The organism is Pseudomonas citronellolis (genome assembly GCF_001586155.1).
GTDB classification, from domain to species: Bacteria; Pseudomonadota; Gammaproteobacteria; order Pseudomonadales; family Pseudomonadaceae; genus Pseudomonas; species Pseudomonas citronellolis.
In genome coordinates, this window is the sequence record NZ_CP014158.1 from 6,793,126 (window position 1) to 6,808,537 (window position 15,412).

The 15,412-nt window shown below is 68.5% G+C and carries 12 protein-coding genes and 1 rRNA gene; 3 read left to right on the top strand and 10 right to left on the bottom strand.

All coding sequences use genetic code 11. The features are described 5' to 3' along the window. Positions 1-48: 48 nt before the first annotated feature. Together PcP3B5_RS29670 and PcP3B5_RS29675 are read left to right on the top strand one after the other, a co-directional pair. Positions 49-750 carry a FadR/GntR family transcriptional regulator gene (locus PcP3B5_RS29670; protein ID WP_009614191.1) on the top strand — a complete coding sequence of 234 codons (702 nt, stop codon included), beginning with the start codon at positions 49-51 and terminating at the stop codon, positions 748-750. Beyond that, on the top strand, positions 747-1,448 hold the full coding sequence (locus PcP3B5_RS29675) for a GntR family transcriptional regulator (protein WP_061563116.1): 702 nt from the start codon (positions 747-749) through the stop codon (positions 1,446-1,448). Before PcP3B5_RS29670 ends, PcP3B5_RS29675 begins: the two co-directional genes overlap by 4 nt. Here the strand turns inward: PcP3B5_RS29675 and PcP3B5_RS29680 are convergent. The 4 genes from PcP3B5_RS29680 to PcP3B5_RS29695 form a co-directional block, all read right to left on the bottom strand. Continuing rightward, positions 1,438-2,334 carry a peptidoglycan DD-metalloendopeptidase family protein gene (locus PcP3B5_RS29680; RefSeq protein WP_061563117.1) on the bottom strand — a complete coding sequence of 299 codons (897 nt, stop codon included), beginning with the start codon at positions 2,332-2,334 and terminating at the stop codon, positions 1,438-1,440. The two genes, PcP3B5_RS29675 and PcP3B5_RS29680, sit on opposite strands and share 11 nt — an antisense overlap. Positions 2,335-2,426: 92 nt before the next feature. Beyond that, complete coding sequence (locus PcP3B5_RS29685; protein ID WP_061563118.1) at positions 2,427-3,332, bottom strand: response regulator; 906 nt, start codon at positions 3,330-3,332, stop codon at positions 2,427-2,429. Positions 3,333-3,421: 89 nt separating this feature from the next. Then, positions 3,422-4,732, bottom strand: a complete 1,311-nt coding sequence (locus PcP3B5_RS29690) for an MFS transporter (RefSeq protein WP_061563119.1) — start codon at positions 4,730-4,732, stop codon at positions 3,422-3,424. A gap of 24 nt (positions 4,733-4,756) precedes the next feature. Continuing rightward, a complete protein-coding gene (locus PcP3B5_RS29695) occupies positions 4,757-5,932 on the bottom strand; it encodes a M20 aminoacylase family protein (protein ID WP_061563120.1) in 1,176 nt (391 codons plus the stop codon). 156 nt (positions 5,933-6,088) lie between these two features. Here PcP3B5_RS29695 and PcP3B5_RS29700 point away from each other — a divergent pair, with 156 nt between their 5' ends. After that, positions 6,089-7,039 (top strand): LysR family transcriptional regulator, encoded by a 951-nt coding sequence (locus tag PcP3B5_RS29700; protein WP_061563121.1) that lies wholly within the window; start codon positions 6,089-6,091, stop codon positions 7,037-7,039. 820 nt (positions 7,040-7,859) lie between these two features. Here the strand turns inward: PcP3B5_RS29700 and phoU are convergent. The 6 genes from phoU to rrf all read right to left on the bottom strand — a co-directional run bounded on the left by phoU (position 7,860) and on the right by rrf (position 15,325). Next, entirely contained in the window at positions 7,860-8,588 is a 729-nt protein-coding gene (gene phoU, locus PcP3B5_RS29705) for a phosphate signaling complex protein PhoU (RefSeq protein WP_009614205.1), read from the bottom strand. A gap of 74 nt (positions 8,589-8,662) precedes the next feature. Continuing rightward, on the bottom strand, positions 8,663-9,499 hold the full coding sequence (gene pstB / locus PcP3B5_RS29710) for a phosphate ABC transporter ATP-binding protein PstB (RefSeq protein WP_061563122.1): 837 nt from the start codon (positions 9,497-9,499) through the stop codon (positions 8,663-8,665). Positions 9,500-9,554: 55 nt separating this feature from the next. After that, entirely contained in the window at positions 9,555-11,231 is a 1,677-nt protein-coding gene (pstA, locus tag PcP3B5_RS29715) for a phosphate ABC transporter permease PstA (protein ID WP_162493538.1), read from the bottom strand. 26 nt (positions 11,232-11,257) lie between these two features. Beyond that, positions 11,258-13,234 (bottom strand): ABC transporter permease subunit, encoded by a 1,977-nt coding sequence (locus tag PcP3B5_RS29720; protein WP_371263861.1) that lies wholly within the window; start codon positions 13,232-13,234, stop codon positions 11,258-11,260. Between the two features lie 438 nt (positions 13,235-13,672). Continuing rightward, entirely contained in the window at positions 13,673-14,644 is a 972-nt protein-coding gene (locus PcP3B5_RS29725) for a phosphate ABC transporter substrate-binding protein PstS (protein WP_009614214.1), read from the bottom strand. A 565-nt stretch (positions 14,645-15,209) separates the two neighbouring features. Continuing rightward, positions 15,210-15,325, bottom strand: a 5S ribosomal RNA gene (gene rrf, locus PcP3B5_RS29730). Between the last annotated feature and the right edge of the window lie 87 nt (positions 15,326-15,412).

Genomic DNA, 15,412 nt, shown 5'->3' on the forward strand with positions numbered 1-15,412 from the left:
GCCGCCCCAACAGGCGCGGCGCGCGCCTTAACTGCCTCAGGAGCAACCATGTTTTCCTCATCCAAACTGGTCAATTCAGTGGTTCAGAAACTGCTCGAGACCATAGAGCAAGGGCGCTGGGCGGCCGGCCAGATGCTGCCGGGCCAGCGCGAACTGGCCGAGCAGCTGGAAATCAGCCGGCCCAGCCTGCGCGAGGCCATCACCGTGCTGGAGACCCTCGGCGTGGTGCGCTCGCTGCCCGGCAAGGGCGTGATGGTGCTGCAGCGTGACGAAAACGCCCTGCGCGAGATCCGCGCCCCGGCCACGGCCACCCTGGAAGACGTGCTGCAACTGCGCTACGCCCTGGAACCCTTCATTGCCGGGCTGGTGGCGCAGAGCATCGACGGCGACTCCCTCGGCCGCCTGCGCCTGCTGCTGCTGGACATGCGCGAAGCGGTGGAGGACGGCCGCGCCGCCGCCGTGGTCGAGGCCTACAACAGCTTCCACCGCAAGCTGGTGGCGCTGACCTCCAACCCGATCTTCCTCAGCGTCTCGCAGCAGATCGCCGGCGCCCTGGAGCAGAGCGACCACCTCATCCAGCGCAACGCCGCCCACGCCGAGGAACTGCTGGCCGAGCACGAGGCCATCGTCCGCGCCATCCGCCAGCACGACAGCGAAGGCGCCAGTCAGGCCATGCGCCAGCACATCCTCAACGAAGGCCTGCGCCTGAACCTGGCGCTGCGCGTGCCGGAAGCGGGGACCGGGCGATGAACGGCGAAACCGGCCCGCGCCGCCGCGGCCAGGCCCAGCGGATCTACGAGGACCTGCACGCCGCCATCCTCTCGCGGCGCCTGCGGCCGGCCGCGCCGCTCAGCCAGGAAACCCTCGGGCGGATCTTCCACGCCGGCCCCAGCAGCGTGCGCCGCGCCCTGCAGCGCCTGGCCCGGGAAGGCGCGGTGGAACTGGCGCCACGGCGCATCGCCAGCGTCGCCCGCGCCGACCCGCAGCGCCTGCGCCAACTGCTGGAAACCCGCCTGCTGCTGGAAAGCGACATGCTCCGGCGCCTGGCCGGAAGGCTGGACGGGCAAAACCTGGCGGAACTGCGGGAAATGCTCGCCGCCCAGCGCCGCTGCCTGGCAGCGGACGACGCGCTGGGCGCCCAGGAATGGGCCCGGAACCTGCACCTGCGCCTGGCCCAGTTGTCGGCCAATCCCCTGTTGCCCGACCTGCTGGGCCCGCTGCTGGAGCGCCTGGCCGTGAGCATCGCCCTGGGCCGCGGCCAGGCCCATACCGCGGACAGCTGCCGGCAACAGGCCGAGATGCTCGAAGCCCTGGCTGAAGGCGACGCGGAACGCGCCTGCGCCTGCCTGGAAAGCTACCTGCGAGGCGTGGGCGAGCGCCTGCGCTTCGCCCCGCCGCCGACCACCGACCTGCGCGCGGCCTTCGCCGGGAAGCTGGCTATTCCTTGACCACCGCGAAGTTCGGCAGGGTGCCCACCGGCTGGGCGAAGTCATAGGGGATGGATTCCAGCGCCAGGCCGACGTTGCGCTGCACCACGAAGTGCAGGTGCGGGCCGCTGCTGTTGCCGGTGTTGCCCGAGCGCGCCAGGGGCGTGCCGACGCCGACGCGCTGGCCCTCGCTGACCAGCACCGAGCCGCGCATCAGGTGCAGGTAGACGCCCATGGTGCCGTCGTCGTGGAGGATGCGCACGAAGTTGCCGGAGGGGTTGTTGCCGCGCCCGCTCTGGGCGTTCTCCACCTTCACCACGGTGCCGCCGCGGGCGGCCACGATGGGCGTGCCCTCGGGCATGGCGATGTCCAGCGCGTAGCGGCTCTTGGGGGTGAAGTGGCTGTACTTGCCGTTGGCGCCCTGGCTCAGGCGGAAGGGCCCGCCGCGCCAGGGCAGCGGATAATCGTAGGGCACCGGTTGCAGGCGCGGGTCGCCCAGGGCGTAGCGCAGCTTGGGCTTGTACTGCATCGGCCGCGACGCGTCGCGCGGGCTCAGCGTGGCCAGGCGGATGGCGCTGCGCGGCGCCAGCACCCAGCGGATCGGCTTCTCCGGCACGCCCACGGCGTTCTGCGCGGCGTTCACGCTCAGCTCCACTTCCACCGGGGCGTAGAGGTCGTTGCGCACCTGCAGGGTTTCGAAGCCGTCGTGCTTGAGCGTCTGCAGCTTCACCTGCTGCTCCAGGTGCTCGACCATGCGGTCGCGGAAGACGAACACCTGCGCACCCGCCACGGCCTTGTCCGTGTAGGTGACCACGCCATTGGCGTCGACGTATTTGTAGATGGTCACGGCCGCAGCCGGCCCCGCAGCCATCCATAGACTGCAGAGGAAGAAAAAGCGCCCTAGCATGTCGACTCTGGTTATAGGTATTCGACGCCAGCAAGACTAGCAGCCGAGGCCGGCAGCGGCGAGCCGCCGGCCGTCGGGCTGTGAAGCAGGCCTCAGGCGCCGGGGACGTAGTGCTTCTGGGTGCTGCCGCGGGCGATCAGGCGCGACAGGTAGTCGAGCTTCTGCGGGTCGCGGTCGACGAAGCGCAGCAACAGCAGCAGCCACTCGCTGTCGGGCTTGGGCTCCAGCGCCGCCACCGAGTGCAGGTAGCCGTTCAGGCGCGCCACCTCGTTGTCTTCCTCCAGGTCGAGCACCGCGGTTTCCAGCACCTGCGGCAGCACCTGGCCGCGCTTCACCACCAGCTGCGCCTCCTTCAGGCTGAGCCCGCGGATCACGCAGGGCAGGCTGGCATTGGGCAGGCGCAACTGCCCCTGGCCCTTGCCCTGGGCGCCACTGCGCGCAGGCGCGGGGGCCGGCGCGGCAGCAGGAGCCGGACGGGCGGGCGCCGGGGCCGCGGCTGGAGCGGCCGGGGCGCGAACCACCTCGGCCTTGCCGCCGGTGAGGGCGGCGAGGGAGTCGTTCGGCGGGCCGCTGGCCAGGCTGCGCTGCGGCGCCGCGGCCAGCAGCGCATCGAGCTTGCCGGCGCGGCCCAGGGCCTTGCGCACCTTGCTCACCAACTGGTCGTTGGAGAAGGGCTTGCCGATGTAGTCCGACACCCCGGCCTGGATGGCCTGGACCACGTTCTCCTTGTCGCCGCGGCTGGTCACCATGATGAAGGGCACGTCCTTCAGCGGCGCCTGGGCGCGGCACCAGCCGAGCAGTTCGATGCCGGACATCTCCGGCATCTCCCAGTCGCAGAGGATCAGGTCGACCGCGTGGCGGGCGAGGTGCTGCTGGGCCTTGCGGCCGTTCACCGCCTCCTCGATGCGCAACCCCGGAAAATGGTCGCGCAATCCCTTCTTCACCAGGTCGCGGATGAAAGGTGCATCATCCACCACCAGAACACTGACCTTGCTCATCGTCGACTCCCTGGAACGCCAAGGCGAAGGATAGCCTCGGGCACTGGCAGGATGCCATGCCGACATGACCGGTCGGACACATCCGTCAATCAATCCAGCGTTCGCCCTACGGTTTCCGGAGCCATCCGCAACCCGGCCAGGCATAGCAGGATGGCGCCCACCAGGTACCAGGCCGGCGCGTTCGGGCTGCCGGTGAGGTCGATCAGCCCGGCGGCGAAGAACTGCGCGAAGCCGCCGAACAGCGCGACGCCGACGCAGTAGGTGACCGACAGGCCGGTGGCGCGGATCGCCGCCGGGAACAGCTCCGGCAGGATCGCCAGGGACGCCACCATGCCGTACGTCAGCGGGATGTTGAGCAGCCCCACGATCAGCAGCAGCAGGCCGATGCTGGGCCATTGGTTGAGCAGCAGGAACGCCGGGTAGGTCGCCAGCAACAGGATCGGCAGCGGCCAGAAGATCGAGCGGCGCCGGCCGATGCGGTCGCTCAGGCGCCCGGCGTGGGGCGCCAGCAGCAGCGACGGCAGGCTGCTCACCACCGCGGCCCAGGTGGCGACGCCCAGCGGCATGCCCAGCACGCTGATGGCGTGGTTGGCCAGGTAGAACTGGGTGATGTAGACCGGCACCGAGACGCCGATCACCAGCAGTACGCCGGTGAGCAGCTGCCGCGGGTGCCGGCACAGCAGCGCCAGGCCGCCTTCCCGCGCCTGCCGGCTGTCGCCCCGGGCGGCGGCCGGCAGGGTTTCCTCCAGGCGGTGGCGGATGTATTCGCTGACCGGGATGGCCAGGATGCCCACCGCGAAGACCGCCCGCCAGCCCCAGCTGTCCATGGCCTCGGGGCTCAGCAGGTTGCTCAGCGTCAGCACCACCAACGCGCCCATGATGGTGCCCAGGCTCTGGCTGAACACCTGCCAGCTGCAGTAGTAGGCCCGCGAGCCCGAACCGGCGTATTCCATCAGGATGGTGGTGGCGGTGCCCACCTGCCCGCCGACGGCGAAGCCCTGCAGCAGGCGCGCGACTATGATCACCAGCGGCCCGACCAGCCCGGCCTGGGCATAGGTCGGCGCCACGGTGAACAGCAGCGCGCCCAGGGCCATCAGCCACAGCGTCAGGCGCATGGCCGCCTTGCGCCCGGCGCGGTCGGCGTACAGGCCGATCAGCAGGCCGCCGAGCGGGCGCATGACGAAGCCGGTGCCGAACACCGCGAAGGACAGCATCAGCGAAGTCAGCGGGTTTTCCCCGAAGGGGAAGAACAGCCGCGCCATCAGCGTGGCGAGCAGGCTGTAGACGAGGAAGTCGTAGAACTCCAGGGCGTTGCCCAGGCACACCGCGGCGATGGCGCGGGTGCGCCCGGCACGGGAAGGTTCGGCGCTCGCAGCGAAGGATGTCGTTCTTGTTGTCATGCTGGGATTCCCCGCGGGAAGGATTCAGGCCAGGAAGCGCTGCGTCAGGCGGACCCAGAAGGTCGCGCCCAGCGGCAGGATGCGGTCGTTGAAGTCGTACCCGGGGTTGTGCACCGCGCAGCCGCCCTCGCCGTCGCCATTGCCGATCATCAGGTAGCAGCCGGGCGCCTGCTCCAGCCAGAAGGCGAAGTCCTCGCTGGCATGGATGGGCCGCGGCTCGGGCTCCAGGCCCTCGTCGCCGAGCCAGTCGAGCACCAGCTCGCGGACCAGCCCCGCGCAGCCGGGGTCGTTGACCAGCACCGGGTAGCCATCCGCCGCCACCAGGACTTCGGCGCGAGCGCCAAAACTGGCGGCCAGCTGCTGCGCCAGTTCATGGATGCGCCGCAGCAGCAGCTCGCGCACCTGCGGGCTCAGCGCACGCACGCTCAGGCGCAGTTCGGCGCTGTCGGGGATGACGTTGCTGGCGTCGCCGGCGAGGAAGGCGCCCACGGTCAGCACCGCCGCCTCGGACGGCGGCACGTTGCGCGACACCAGGCTCTGCAGGGCGCTGACCAGCGCGGCGCCGGCCAGGATCGGGTCCACCGTCTGCTCGGGCATGGCGCCGTGGCCGCCGCGGCCGTGGATGAGGATGGTCACCTCGTCGGCCGAGGCCATGCACGGCCCGGGCATGACCATGAAGCGCCCCTCGGCCAGGCCGGGCAGGTTGTGCATGGCGAACAGGGCGTCGCAGGGGAAGCGTTGCAGCAGGCCCTCGTCGAGCATGCGCTTGGCCCCGGAGCCGCCATGGCCTTCCTCGGCGGGCTGGAAGAACAGGTGCAGGGTGCCGCGCCAGTTGCGCTCGCGGGCCAGCTCGCAGGCCGCGGTGAGGAGCATGGCGGTGTGCCCGTCGTGGCCGCAGGCGTGCATCTTGCCGGGCACCCGGCTGCTCCAGGGCAGCCCGCTCTGCTCGTGGATCGGCAGCGCGTCCAGCTCGGCGCGCAGGCCCAGCACCGGGCCGGGGCCGTTGCGCAGCGTGGCGATCACCCCGGTGCCGGCCATCTCGGCGATCTCGTAGCCCCAGGCGCGCAGCCGTTCGATGACGCGCTCGCGGGTGGAGTACTCTTCGAAGCCCAGCTCGGGTTCGGCGTGGATGGCCCGGCGCAGTTCGACCATTTCCGGGACGATGGCGGCTATGCCCGGCGCTATGCAGGCTCTGTTCATCGGCTCGCTCCTGTTTTTCTTGTGGGATTGGACTGGATCGATGCCCGTGACCGGCCGGTATGCTGGGCGTGGATTACCCTAGCGTCGGCGCCGCATGCGCATAAGCCAAAAAAATGTTGTCGTGACGACCTCCGGTGTTCGGAGGGGAGACGAGCGTTGAAACTGCATCAGTTGCAGGCTTTGATAGCCGTGGCCGACGGCGGCGGCATCCGCGCCGCGGCCCGTGGCCTGGGCCTCAGCCAGGCCGCGGTGACCCGTGCCCTGCGCGAGCTGGAGGAGGAACAGGGGCTGCCGCTGCTGATGCGTCACGCCGGCGGCGCCCGGCTGACCACCGCCGGGCAGGTGCTGCTGCCCCGCGCCCGGCAGATCGCCACCCAGCTCGACAGCGCCCGCCAGGAACTGGCCGCCCTGCGCGGCGAAGGCGCGGCGACGCTGTGCGTCGGCGTCACCCCCTGGTTCGGCCAGACCTTGCTGGGCAACGCCCTGCAGGCCTTCCGCAGGGACATGCCGCAGGTCCACCTGGAGCTGTACGAGGGGCTGCAGGCGGTGATCCTGCCGCTGCTGCGCACGGGCCGCATGCAGTTCGCCCTGGGCCCGGCGGGCATCCTCCAGGGCGCGGACTTCGTGCACCAGGCGCTGGCGCACTATCGCATGCAGGTGGTGGCCCGCAACGGCCACCCGCTGGCCTCGGCGCGCTCGCTGAGGCAGTTGCTGGAGCACGACTGGACGATGAACTTCACCGCCGACCGCTACGCCGAGACCACCCATGAACTGTTCGGCCAGCATGGCCTGCAGATCGCCCGCGAGCGCATCGTCTGCGCCCATTCCGCGGGCATGCTCAGCAGCCTGATCGTCGACGCCGGCCTGCTCGGCTACGCGCCGCAGCCGATGATGCTCTGCGAACCGCTGCGCAGCGGCGCACGGGCCCTGGCGCTGGAGGAACCATTGCCGGACGGGGACATCAGCATCATCCGCCTGCGCGACCAGGGGCTGGACGCGACCTCCCGGCACTTCATCCACTGCCTGCAGCAGGCGCTGAAGGACAACAGCCGCGCCCGCGATCCCGCGGGCCGGCAGTTGGCGGAGATAGTGAGGTTGAATTTCTGAGGGAGGAGCCAAGACCGACTTCGTAGCGGGCCCTGCCCGCGAATCGCGCGCAGGGCGCGCTCCTACATGGGAATGGCGCGGGTGGGGCAGCGTAGGATCTTATCCGCGAATCGCGCCGGGGCGCCCGGCTATCGCGGACAAGGTCCGCTCCTACGAAGGAGAAATACCGTGCCTCCCGGCAACCTGTAGCGGGCCCTGCCCGCGATTTCGCGCGCAGGGCGCGCTCCTACAGGGGAATGGCGCGGGTGGCGCAGCGTAGGAGCGGATCTCATCCGCGAATCGCGCCGGGACGCCCGGCTATCGCGGACAAGGTCCGCTCCTACGGAGGAGGAATACCGTGCCTCCCGGCAACCTGTAGGAGCGGGCCCTGCCCGCGATTTCGCGCGCAGGGCGCGCTCCTACAGGGGAATGGCGCGGGTGGGGCAGCGTAGGATCTTATCCGCGAATCGCGCCGGGACGCCCGGCTATCGCGGACAAGGTCCGCTCCTACGGAGGAGGAATACCGTGCTTCCCGGCAACCTGTAGGAGCGGGCCCTGCCCGCGATTTCGCGCGCAGGGCGCGCTCCTACAGGGGAATGGCGCGGGTGGCGCAGCGTAGCGGATCTCATCCGCGAATCGCGCCGGGACGCCCGGCTATCGCGGACAAGGTCCGCTCCTACCCCCTACGGACGGGCACGGCCCCTCGTAGGATGGTGTTGAGCGAAGCGATACCCATCGCCACCACCGCATGGGTTTCGCAGGCTCAACCCATCCTACGAAAAGCGGCTCGGCGCAGCAGGGTTGGCGTTTCGGCGAGCGCCGCCATGAGCCCAGGTGCGGCTCAGCTATCGGACTTGCCCTGCACTTCTTCCTTCATGCGCGTCAGGCCGATGTGGCGGACGTCGGTGCCGCGCACCAGGTAGATCACCAGTTCAGCGATGTTGCGCGCGTGGTCGCCGATGCGCTCCAGCGAGCGCAGGGCCCAGATGACGTTGAGCACGCGGGAGATGGCCCGCGGGTCTTCCATCATGTAGGTCACCAGTTCGCGCAGGGCGGTCTTGTACTCGCGGTCTACGGTCTTGTCGTACTGCGCCACCGACAGCGCCAGGTCGGCGTCGAAGCGGGCGAAGGCGTCCAGCGCCTCCTGCACCATCTTGCGCACCTGGCCGCCGATGTGGCGCACCTCGACGTAGCCGCGCGGCGACTCGCCTTCTTCGCACAGCTGGATGGCGCGGCGGGCGATCTTCGAGGCTTCGTCGCCGATGCGCTCGAGGTCGATCACCGACTTGGAGATGCTGATGATCAGGCGCAGGTCGGAGGCCGCCGGCTGGCGGCGGGCGAGGATGCGCAGGCATTCCTCGTCGATGTTGCGCTCCATCTGGTTGATCTGGTCGTCGATCTCGCGCACCTGCTGGGCCAGGCCCGAGTCGGCGTCGATCAGCGCGGTGACCGCGTCGTTGACCTGTTTCTCCACCAGCCCGCCCATGGCCAGGAGGTGGCTGCGCACGTCTTCCAGCTCGGCGTTGAACTGCTGGGAGATGTGATGGCTGAGACTTTCTTTGTTGATCATGTGGTTTCGCTCCGCGAAAGCTGCAGGCTACGCGCCGAAGGTTGCAGATTTATGATGCGGCCGCCGCCCGGCCCTTAGCCGTAGCGCCCGGTGATGTAGTCCTCGGTCTGCTTCTTCGCCGGGTTGGTGAAGAGCGTGTCGGTGTCGCCGAACTCGATCAGCTTGCCCATGTACATGAACGCCGTGTAGTCGGACACCCGCGCGGCCTGCTGCATGTTGTGGGTGACTATCACGATGGTGAACTTGGATTTCAGTTCGTAGATCAGTTCCTCGATCTTCAGCGTGGAGATCGGGTCCAGCGCCGAGCAGGGCTCGTCGAGCAGCAACACTTCCGGCTCCACCGCGATGGTGCGGGCGATCACCAGGCGCTGCTGCTGCCCGCCCGACAGGCCCAGGGCCGACTCGTGCAGGCGGTCCTTCACTTCGTCCCACAATGCCGCGCCCTTGAGCGCCCACTCCACGGCCTCGTCGAGGGTGCGCTTCTTGTTCACGCCCTGGATACGCAAGCCGTAGACCACGTTCTCGTAGATGGTCTTGGGGAAGGGGTTGGGCTTCTGGAACACCATGCCGACGCGGCGACGCAGCTCGGCCACGTCCACGCCGCGGGCGAAGATGTCGTGGCCGTCGAGGCGGATCTCGCCTTCCACGCGGCAGTCGTCGACCAGGTCGTTCATGCGGTTGAAGCAGCGCAGCAGGGTCGACTTGCCGCAGCCGGACGGGCCGATGAAGGCGGTCACGCGCTGCCTGGGGATCTGCATGGCGACGTCGAACAGCGCCTGCTTCTGGCCGTAGAACAGGTTCAGGCCGGGCACTTCCAGGGCCACGGTCTCCTTGTCCAGGCGCATGCCCTCGCGGATCGGCCGGCCGAGGGCGGCGAGGTCGATGCCATGGCGATGGGGTTCTTGTTGCATCTCATCTCTCCCGTTGGAGGCTCGGGCCGCCGCCTGCGCGGGCGGCGGCCGCGGATCAGTTTTCCAGCGCCTTGTACTTCTCGCGCAGGCGGTTGCGGATGGCGATGGCGGAGAAGTTCAGCAGGGCGATCACCAGCACCAGCAGCAGCGCGGTGGCGTACACCAGCGGCCGCGCGGCCTCGACGTTGGGGCTCTGGAAGCCGACGTCGTAGATGTGGAAGCCCAGGTGCATGATCTTCTGGTCCAGGTGCACGTAGGGGTAGTTGCCGTCCACCGGCAGCGACGGCGCCAGTTTCACCACGCCCACCAGCATCAGCGGCGCCACTTCGCCGGCGGCGCGCGCCACGGCGAGGATCAGGCCGGTCATCATCGCCGGGCTGGCCATGGGCAGGACGATCTTCCACAGCGTCTCGGCCTTGGTCGCGCCCAGGGCCAGGGAGCCCTCGCGGATCGCCCGCGGGATGCGCGACAGGCCTTCCTCGGTGGCCACGATCACCACCGGCACGGCGAGGATCGCCAGGGTCAGCGAGGCCCAGAACAGCCCCGGGGTGCCGAAGGTCGGCGCCGGCAGCGCCTCGGGGAAGAACAGCCGGTCGATCGAGCCGCCCAGCACGTAGACGAAGAAGCCCAGGCCGAACACGCCGTAGACGATGGCCGGGACCCCGGCGAGGTTGTTCACGGCGATGCGGATTACCCGCGTCAGCAGGCCCTGGCGCGCGTACTCGCGCAGGTAGACCGCGGCGATGACGCCGAACGGGGTGACGATCACCGCCATCACCAGGGTCATCATCACGGTGCCGAAGATCGCCGGGAAGATGCCGCCCTCGGTGTTGGCCTCGCGCGGGTCCTCGCTGAGGAACTCCCAGAGTTTCTTGAAGTAGAACGACAGCTTGGCGCCGAAGCCCATGGCGTTGGGCTGGTAGGCATGGACCAGCTTGCCGAGGCTGATCTCGGTCTCGCGGCCACCGGCCTCGCGCATCACCACGCTGTCGCGGTTGAACTGCTGGCGCAGCTCGCCCAGCCGGTCTTCGTACTCGCGGTAGCGTCCCTGCAGCTCGGCGCGGGCGGCGGCGAGATCGGTCTGGGCGGTGGCATCCAGCTCGCCGTGCAGTTGCAGGCGGCGCTCCTTCAGGCGCAGGCGCTCCAGCTCGTGGTTGATGCCGCCGATGTCCTTCTTCTCCAGCTGGTAGAGCTGGTCGTACAACCCTTCCACCCGCCGCAGGCGCTGCTGCAGTTCAGGCATGGCGCCGGCGCCCTGGGCCACCACCTGGCCGTCCTGTTTCACGCTGACCAGGTAGCCGTAGTAGTTGCCCCACTCGCGGCGCTCCAGGGTCACCAGCTCCTGCGGCCAGCGCCGCTCGGCGAGCCAGTCGCCGATCACCCAGGAGAAGTCGCTGCCGTAGAGGTCGCGGTTGCCCAGCTTGAGCAGCTCGCGGGTCATGAATTCGGGGCCTTCGGCCGGTACCGGCAGGCCGGCGCCGCGCAGGCGTTCGCGCGGCACTTCCTCGACCTGCACTTCTTCGCCGATCAGCACCTTCGCTTCCTGCCCGGGCACGCTGTAGCGCGCCTCCAGCACGTCGGCCGGCCAGAAGTGGCCGAGGCCGCGCACGGCGATGACGGCCAGCAGGCCGAGGGTCATGATCACCGCGATGGAAACCGCGCCGGCGTTCATCCACACCCAGGGAGAACCGCTGGCGAACCAGGCTTTCAGCGTTTCCTGCTTCTGTTTCACTTGGAAAGTGCCTCTTCAGACGCCGCTCAGAGCGACGCGTATTTCTTCCGCAGCCGCTGACGGATCAGCTCGGCCAGGGTGTTCATCACGAAGGTGAAGGTCAGCAGCACCAGCGCCGAAAGGAACAGCACGCGGTAGTGGGTGCCGCCCACCTCCGACTCGGGCATTTCCACCGCCACGTTCGCCGCCAGGGTGCGCATGCCCTGGAAGATGTTCATGTCCATCACCGGGGTGTTGCCGGTGGCCATCAGCACGATCATGGTCTCGCCCACGGCGCGGCCCATGCCGATCATCAGCGCCGAGAAGATGCCCGGGCTGGCAGTGAGGATCACCACGCGGGTCAGCGTCTGCCAGGGCGTGGCGCCCAGGGCCAGGGAGCCGTAGGTGAGGCTGCGGGGCACGCTGAAGATGGCGTCCTCGGCGATGGAGAAGATGTTCGGGATCACCGCGAAGCCCATGGCCAGGCCGACGATCAGGGCGTTGCGCTGGTCGTAGGTGATGCCCAGGTCGTGGCTTATCCACAGGCGCATGTCGCCGCCGAAGAAGGCGGTTTCCAGGTGCGGGCTGAGCCACAGGGCGAAGGCGCCGACGCCGAGCACCACGGGAATCAGGATCGCCGCTTCCCAGCCGCCCGGCAGCGCCAGGCGGATGCGCTCGGGCAGGCGGCTCCAGAGCAGGCCGGCGAGCAGAATGCCCAGCGGGGTGAGCAGCAGCAGGCTGAAGATGCCCGGCAGGTGGCCTTCGACGTAGGGCGCGAGGAACAGGCCGGCGAAGAAGCCGAGGATCACCGTCGGCAACGCCTCCATCAGCTCGATCACCGGCTTGACCTTGCGGCGCATCGCCGGGGCCATGAAGTAGGCGGTGTAGACGGCCGCGGCGATGGCCAGCGGGGCGGCCAGGATCATTGCGTAGAAGGCCGCCTTGAGGGTGCCGAAGGTCAGCGGCGCCAGGCTCAGCTTGGGCTCGAAGTCGGTGGTGGCGGCGGTGGACTGCCAGACGTACTGCGGCTTGTCGTAGCTTTCGTACCAGACCTTGCCCCAGAGCGCGCTCCAGGAAACCTCCGGGTGCGGGTTGCTCAGGTCGAAGCCGCGCAGTTGGCCACCCTGCTCCAGCAACAGGCGGTTGGCCCGCGGCGACAGGGCCAGCACACCGCTGCCCGGCGCCACTTGCTGCTCCAGCAAAGTGCGGTGCGCGGTGCTGTGGAACACGCCGAGTTCGCCGGCGCTGTCCAGGGCGACGAAGCCCTTGCGACGCTGCTCGGGAACGATGGCGGTGATCGGCTTGCTGCCCAGCTGGAAGTCGCGCACGTGCGCCAGGCGCGGTTCGCCGTCGGTGTCGCGGGCCATGAACCACTGGCTGATGCCGCCGTCGGAGTTGCCGATCATCAACGAAATGCCGCCCAGCAACTGGGCGCTGGCGGTGACCTCGCGGTTGGCATGGTCGAGCAGCTTGTAGCGGCCGTTGAGTTGGCGGGTGCGCAGGTCGAAGACGTCGGCCTGGGCGCGGCCGTTGATGACGTACAGCCACTGCTTGCGCGGGTCGATGTAGATCGCCTTCACCGGGTCGGCGATCTGCGGCAGGTTCACGGCCTCCTGCTCCAGGGTGGTCTCGCCGGTGAGCATGTTTTCCTGGCTGGTCAGGCTCAGCAGCAGCATCTGGCTGCCGCTGGAGCCGGCCAGCAGCAGGCCGTCGTCGTCCGAGGCCAGGGCCACGTGTTCCAGCGCGCGGCCCTGCGGGTCGAGGCTGATGGGCGCCTCGCCGTAGGGGTAGTCGATCTGCGGGGTGATGGTCTTGCGGTTGTCCGGGTAGGTGACCTGGTAGGCGTGGCGGAACACCAGCGCCTGGCCGTTGGACAGGCCCAGCGCCACCATCGGGTGCCCCGGCTGGTCCTCGGCGATGGACACCACCTGGCTGCCGGCCGGCAGCTTGAGCGCCTGGCGGCTGAGTTCGGCGCCGCTGTCCAGGTCGAAGAACAGCACCTGGCCGTCGGCGGCCACGCGCATGGCCACCTGGTTCTGCTCCTCGATGCTCAGCAGCAGGGGCGCCTGTACTTCCTTCAGCCAGGCCGGGGCCAGGGGCGCGCGGGCGTCCAGCTCGGCGCCGCGGAACAGCGGCAGCACCACATAGGCCAGGTAGAAGAAGATGAGGGTGATGGCCACCAGCACGGACAGGCCGCCGACCAGCACGTACCAGCGCGTCAGGCGGTCCTTGAGGGCGCGCATGCGACGTTTGCGACGCAGGGTCGGGGTATTGAAATCGATCCGCTCGGGGGTGGAATTACTCATCGACGAAGTGGCCAGGTCATTCATGGGGGCGACACGCTTGCGGCAGTCTATGACAGAAACATGACACAGAGATGACGAGACGAAGCCCGTCGGCAGTTGCCTGCCAACGGGCCGGGTCACCTACCGCTCAGCCCATGGGGCCGGCGGGGGCGCTACCTAGAGTCCCAGTTCCTTGACCGCCTTCGCCGCGACCTTGGCCGGCAGCGGGATGTAGCCGTCCTTGACCACGACTTCCTGGCCGGTCTTGGACAGCACCATCTTCAGGAACTGGGCTTCCAACGGGTCCAGCGGCTTGTTCGGCGCCTTGTTCACGTAGACGTAGAGGAAGCGCGCCAGCGGGTAGGTGCCGTTCAGGGCGTTCTGCTCGTTGTCCTCGACGTAGGGGTCGCCCTGCTTCTTGGCCAGGGCCACGGTCTTCACGCTGGCGGTCTTGTAGCCGATGCCGGAGTAGCCGATGCCATTGAGCGACTGGCTGATGGACTGCACCACCGAAGCGGAACCCGGCTGCTCGTTGACGTTGGGCTTGAAGTCGCCCTTGCATAGGGCCTCTTCCTTGAAATAGCCGTAGGTACCGGACACCGAGTTGCGGCCGAACAGCTGCACCGGCTTGTTGGCCCAGTCGCCGCCCAGGCCCAGGTCGCTCCAGGTCTTCACGTCCTGCTTGGCGCCGCACAGGCGGGTGGCGGAGAAGATGGCGTCGACCTGCTGCATGGTCAGGCCCTTGATGGGGTTGTCCTTGTGCACGAAGACGGCCAGGGCGTCGACCGCGACGGGCACGGCGGTGGGCTTGTAGCCGTACTTCTGCTCGAAGGCCTGCAGCTCGACGTCCTTCATCTTGCGGCTCATCGGGCCGAGGTTGGCGGTGCCCTCGGTGAGCGCCGGCGGCGCGGTGGAGGAGCCCGCGGCCTGGATCTGCACGTTCACGCTCGGGTACAGGCGCTTGTACTCCTCGGCCCACAGCGTCATGAGGTTGGCCAGGGTATCGGAGCCCACGCTGGAGAGGTTGCCAGAGACGCCGCTGGTCTTCTGGTAGTCCGGCAGCGCCGGGTCGATCGCGGCGAAAGCGCTGGCAGCGCCCACGCCGGCGGCGGCGAAGGTCAGCGCCGCCATCAAACGCTTGAGTTTCATGCCTTGCTCCTTGGGGAAAGGCCGACTGGCTGGAATTCGGCGCCGCTCTCATGGGGCGCGAGCAGACTCTATGAAAGCAATGTGACAGCCAGATGAAAACCGACAGGCTCGGAGAAGAAATGTGACGGTATTTATTACGGAATATTTCAATCGCAACGAGCGCCGAAGAAACGCCCCGTAGGATGGGTTTCGAGGCCTGAACCCACCTGTAGGAGCGGGCCCTGCCCGCGATTTCGCGCGCAGGGCGCGCTCCTACAGGGGAATGGCGCAGGTGGGGCGGCGTAGGAGCGGATCTCATCCGCGAATCGCGCCGGGACCGCCGGCTATCGCGGACAAGGTCCGCTCCTACGGGTGCAGGACGTACCCTCGTAGGATGGCGTTGAGCGAAGCGATACCCATCGCCATGGCCATGCCTCACGTGTAGGAGCGGGCCCTGCCCGCGATTCGCGCGCAGGGCGCGCTCCTACAAGGGGAATGCAATGGCGTGGATGGGATCACCCCGGCTTTCCGCGCCCCAAAGCAAAACCCCCGACCAGCCAGGCTGATCGGGGGTTTTGGGATAGGTGCTTGACGATGACCTACTCTCACATGGGGAAACCCCACACTACCATCGGCGATGCGTCGTTTCACTGCTGAGTTCGGGATGGGATCAGGTGGTTCCAACGCTCTATGGTCGTCAAGCAATTCTTTCGGATGCTCGTGGCTTGCGCTCACGTTCACCCTGATTCGGGTATGTGACAGGTATTCTTTGCGGTTCACACGAACTTT

What these genes read in the sequence shown, in the direction of transcription:
- PcP3B5_RS29720 (WP_371263861.1), bottom strand. Translation starts at nt 13,234, where the DNA reads ATGCGCGTGGCCGCCGACGGCCAGGTGCTGTTCTTCGACCTGGACAGC.
- phoU (WP_009614205.1), bottom strand. Translation starts at nt 8,588, where the DNA reads ATGATCAACAAAGAAAGTCTCAGCCATCACATCTCCCAGCAGTTCAAC.
- PcP3B5_RS29680 (WP_061563117.1), bottom strand. Translation starts at nt 2,334, where the DNA reads ATGCTAGGGCGCTTTTTCTTCCTCTGCAGTCTATGGATGGCTGCGGGG.
- PcP3B5_RS29685 (WP_061563118.1), bottom strand. Translation starts at nt 3,332, where the DNA reads ATGAGCAAGGTCAGTGTTCTGGTGGTGGATGATGCACCTTTCATCCGC.
- PcP3B5_RS29675 (WP_061563116.1), top strand. Translation starts at nt 747, where the DNA reads ATGAACGGCGAAACCGGCCCGCGCCGCCGCGGCCAGGCCCAGCGGATC.
- PcP3B5_RS29690 (WP_061563119.1), bottom strand. Translation starts at nt 4,732, where the DNA reads ATGACAACAAGAACGACATCCTTCGCTGCGAGCGCCGAACCTTCCCGT.
- PcP3B5_RS29695 (WP_061563120.1), bottom strand. Translation starts at nt 5,932, where the DNA reads ATGAACAGAGCCTGCATAGCGCCGGGCATAGCCGCCATCGTCCCGGAA.
- PcP3B5_RS29670 (WP_009614191.1), top strand. Translation starts at nt 49, where the DNA reads ATGTTTTCCTCATCCAAACTGGTCAATTCAGTGGTTCAGAAACTGCTC.
- pstB (WP_061563122.1), bottom strand. Translation starts at nt 9,499, where the DNA reads ATGCAACAAGAACCCCATCGCCATGGCATCGACCTCGCCGCCCTCGGC.
- PcP3B5_RS29725 (WP_009614214.1), bottom strand. Translation starts at nt 14,644, where the DNA reads ATGAAACTCAAGCGTTTGATGGCGGCGCTGACCTTCGCCGCCGCCGGC.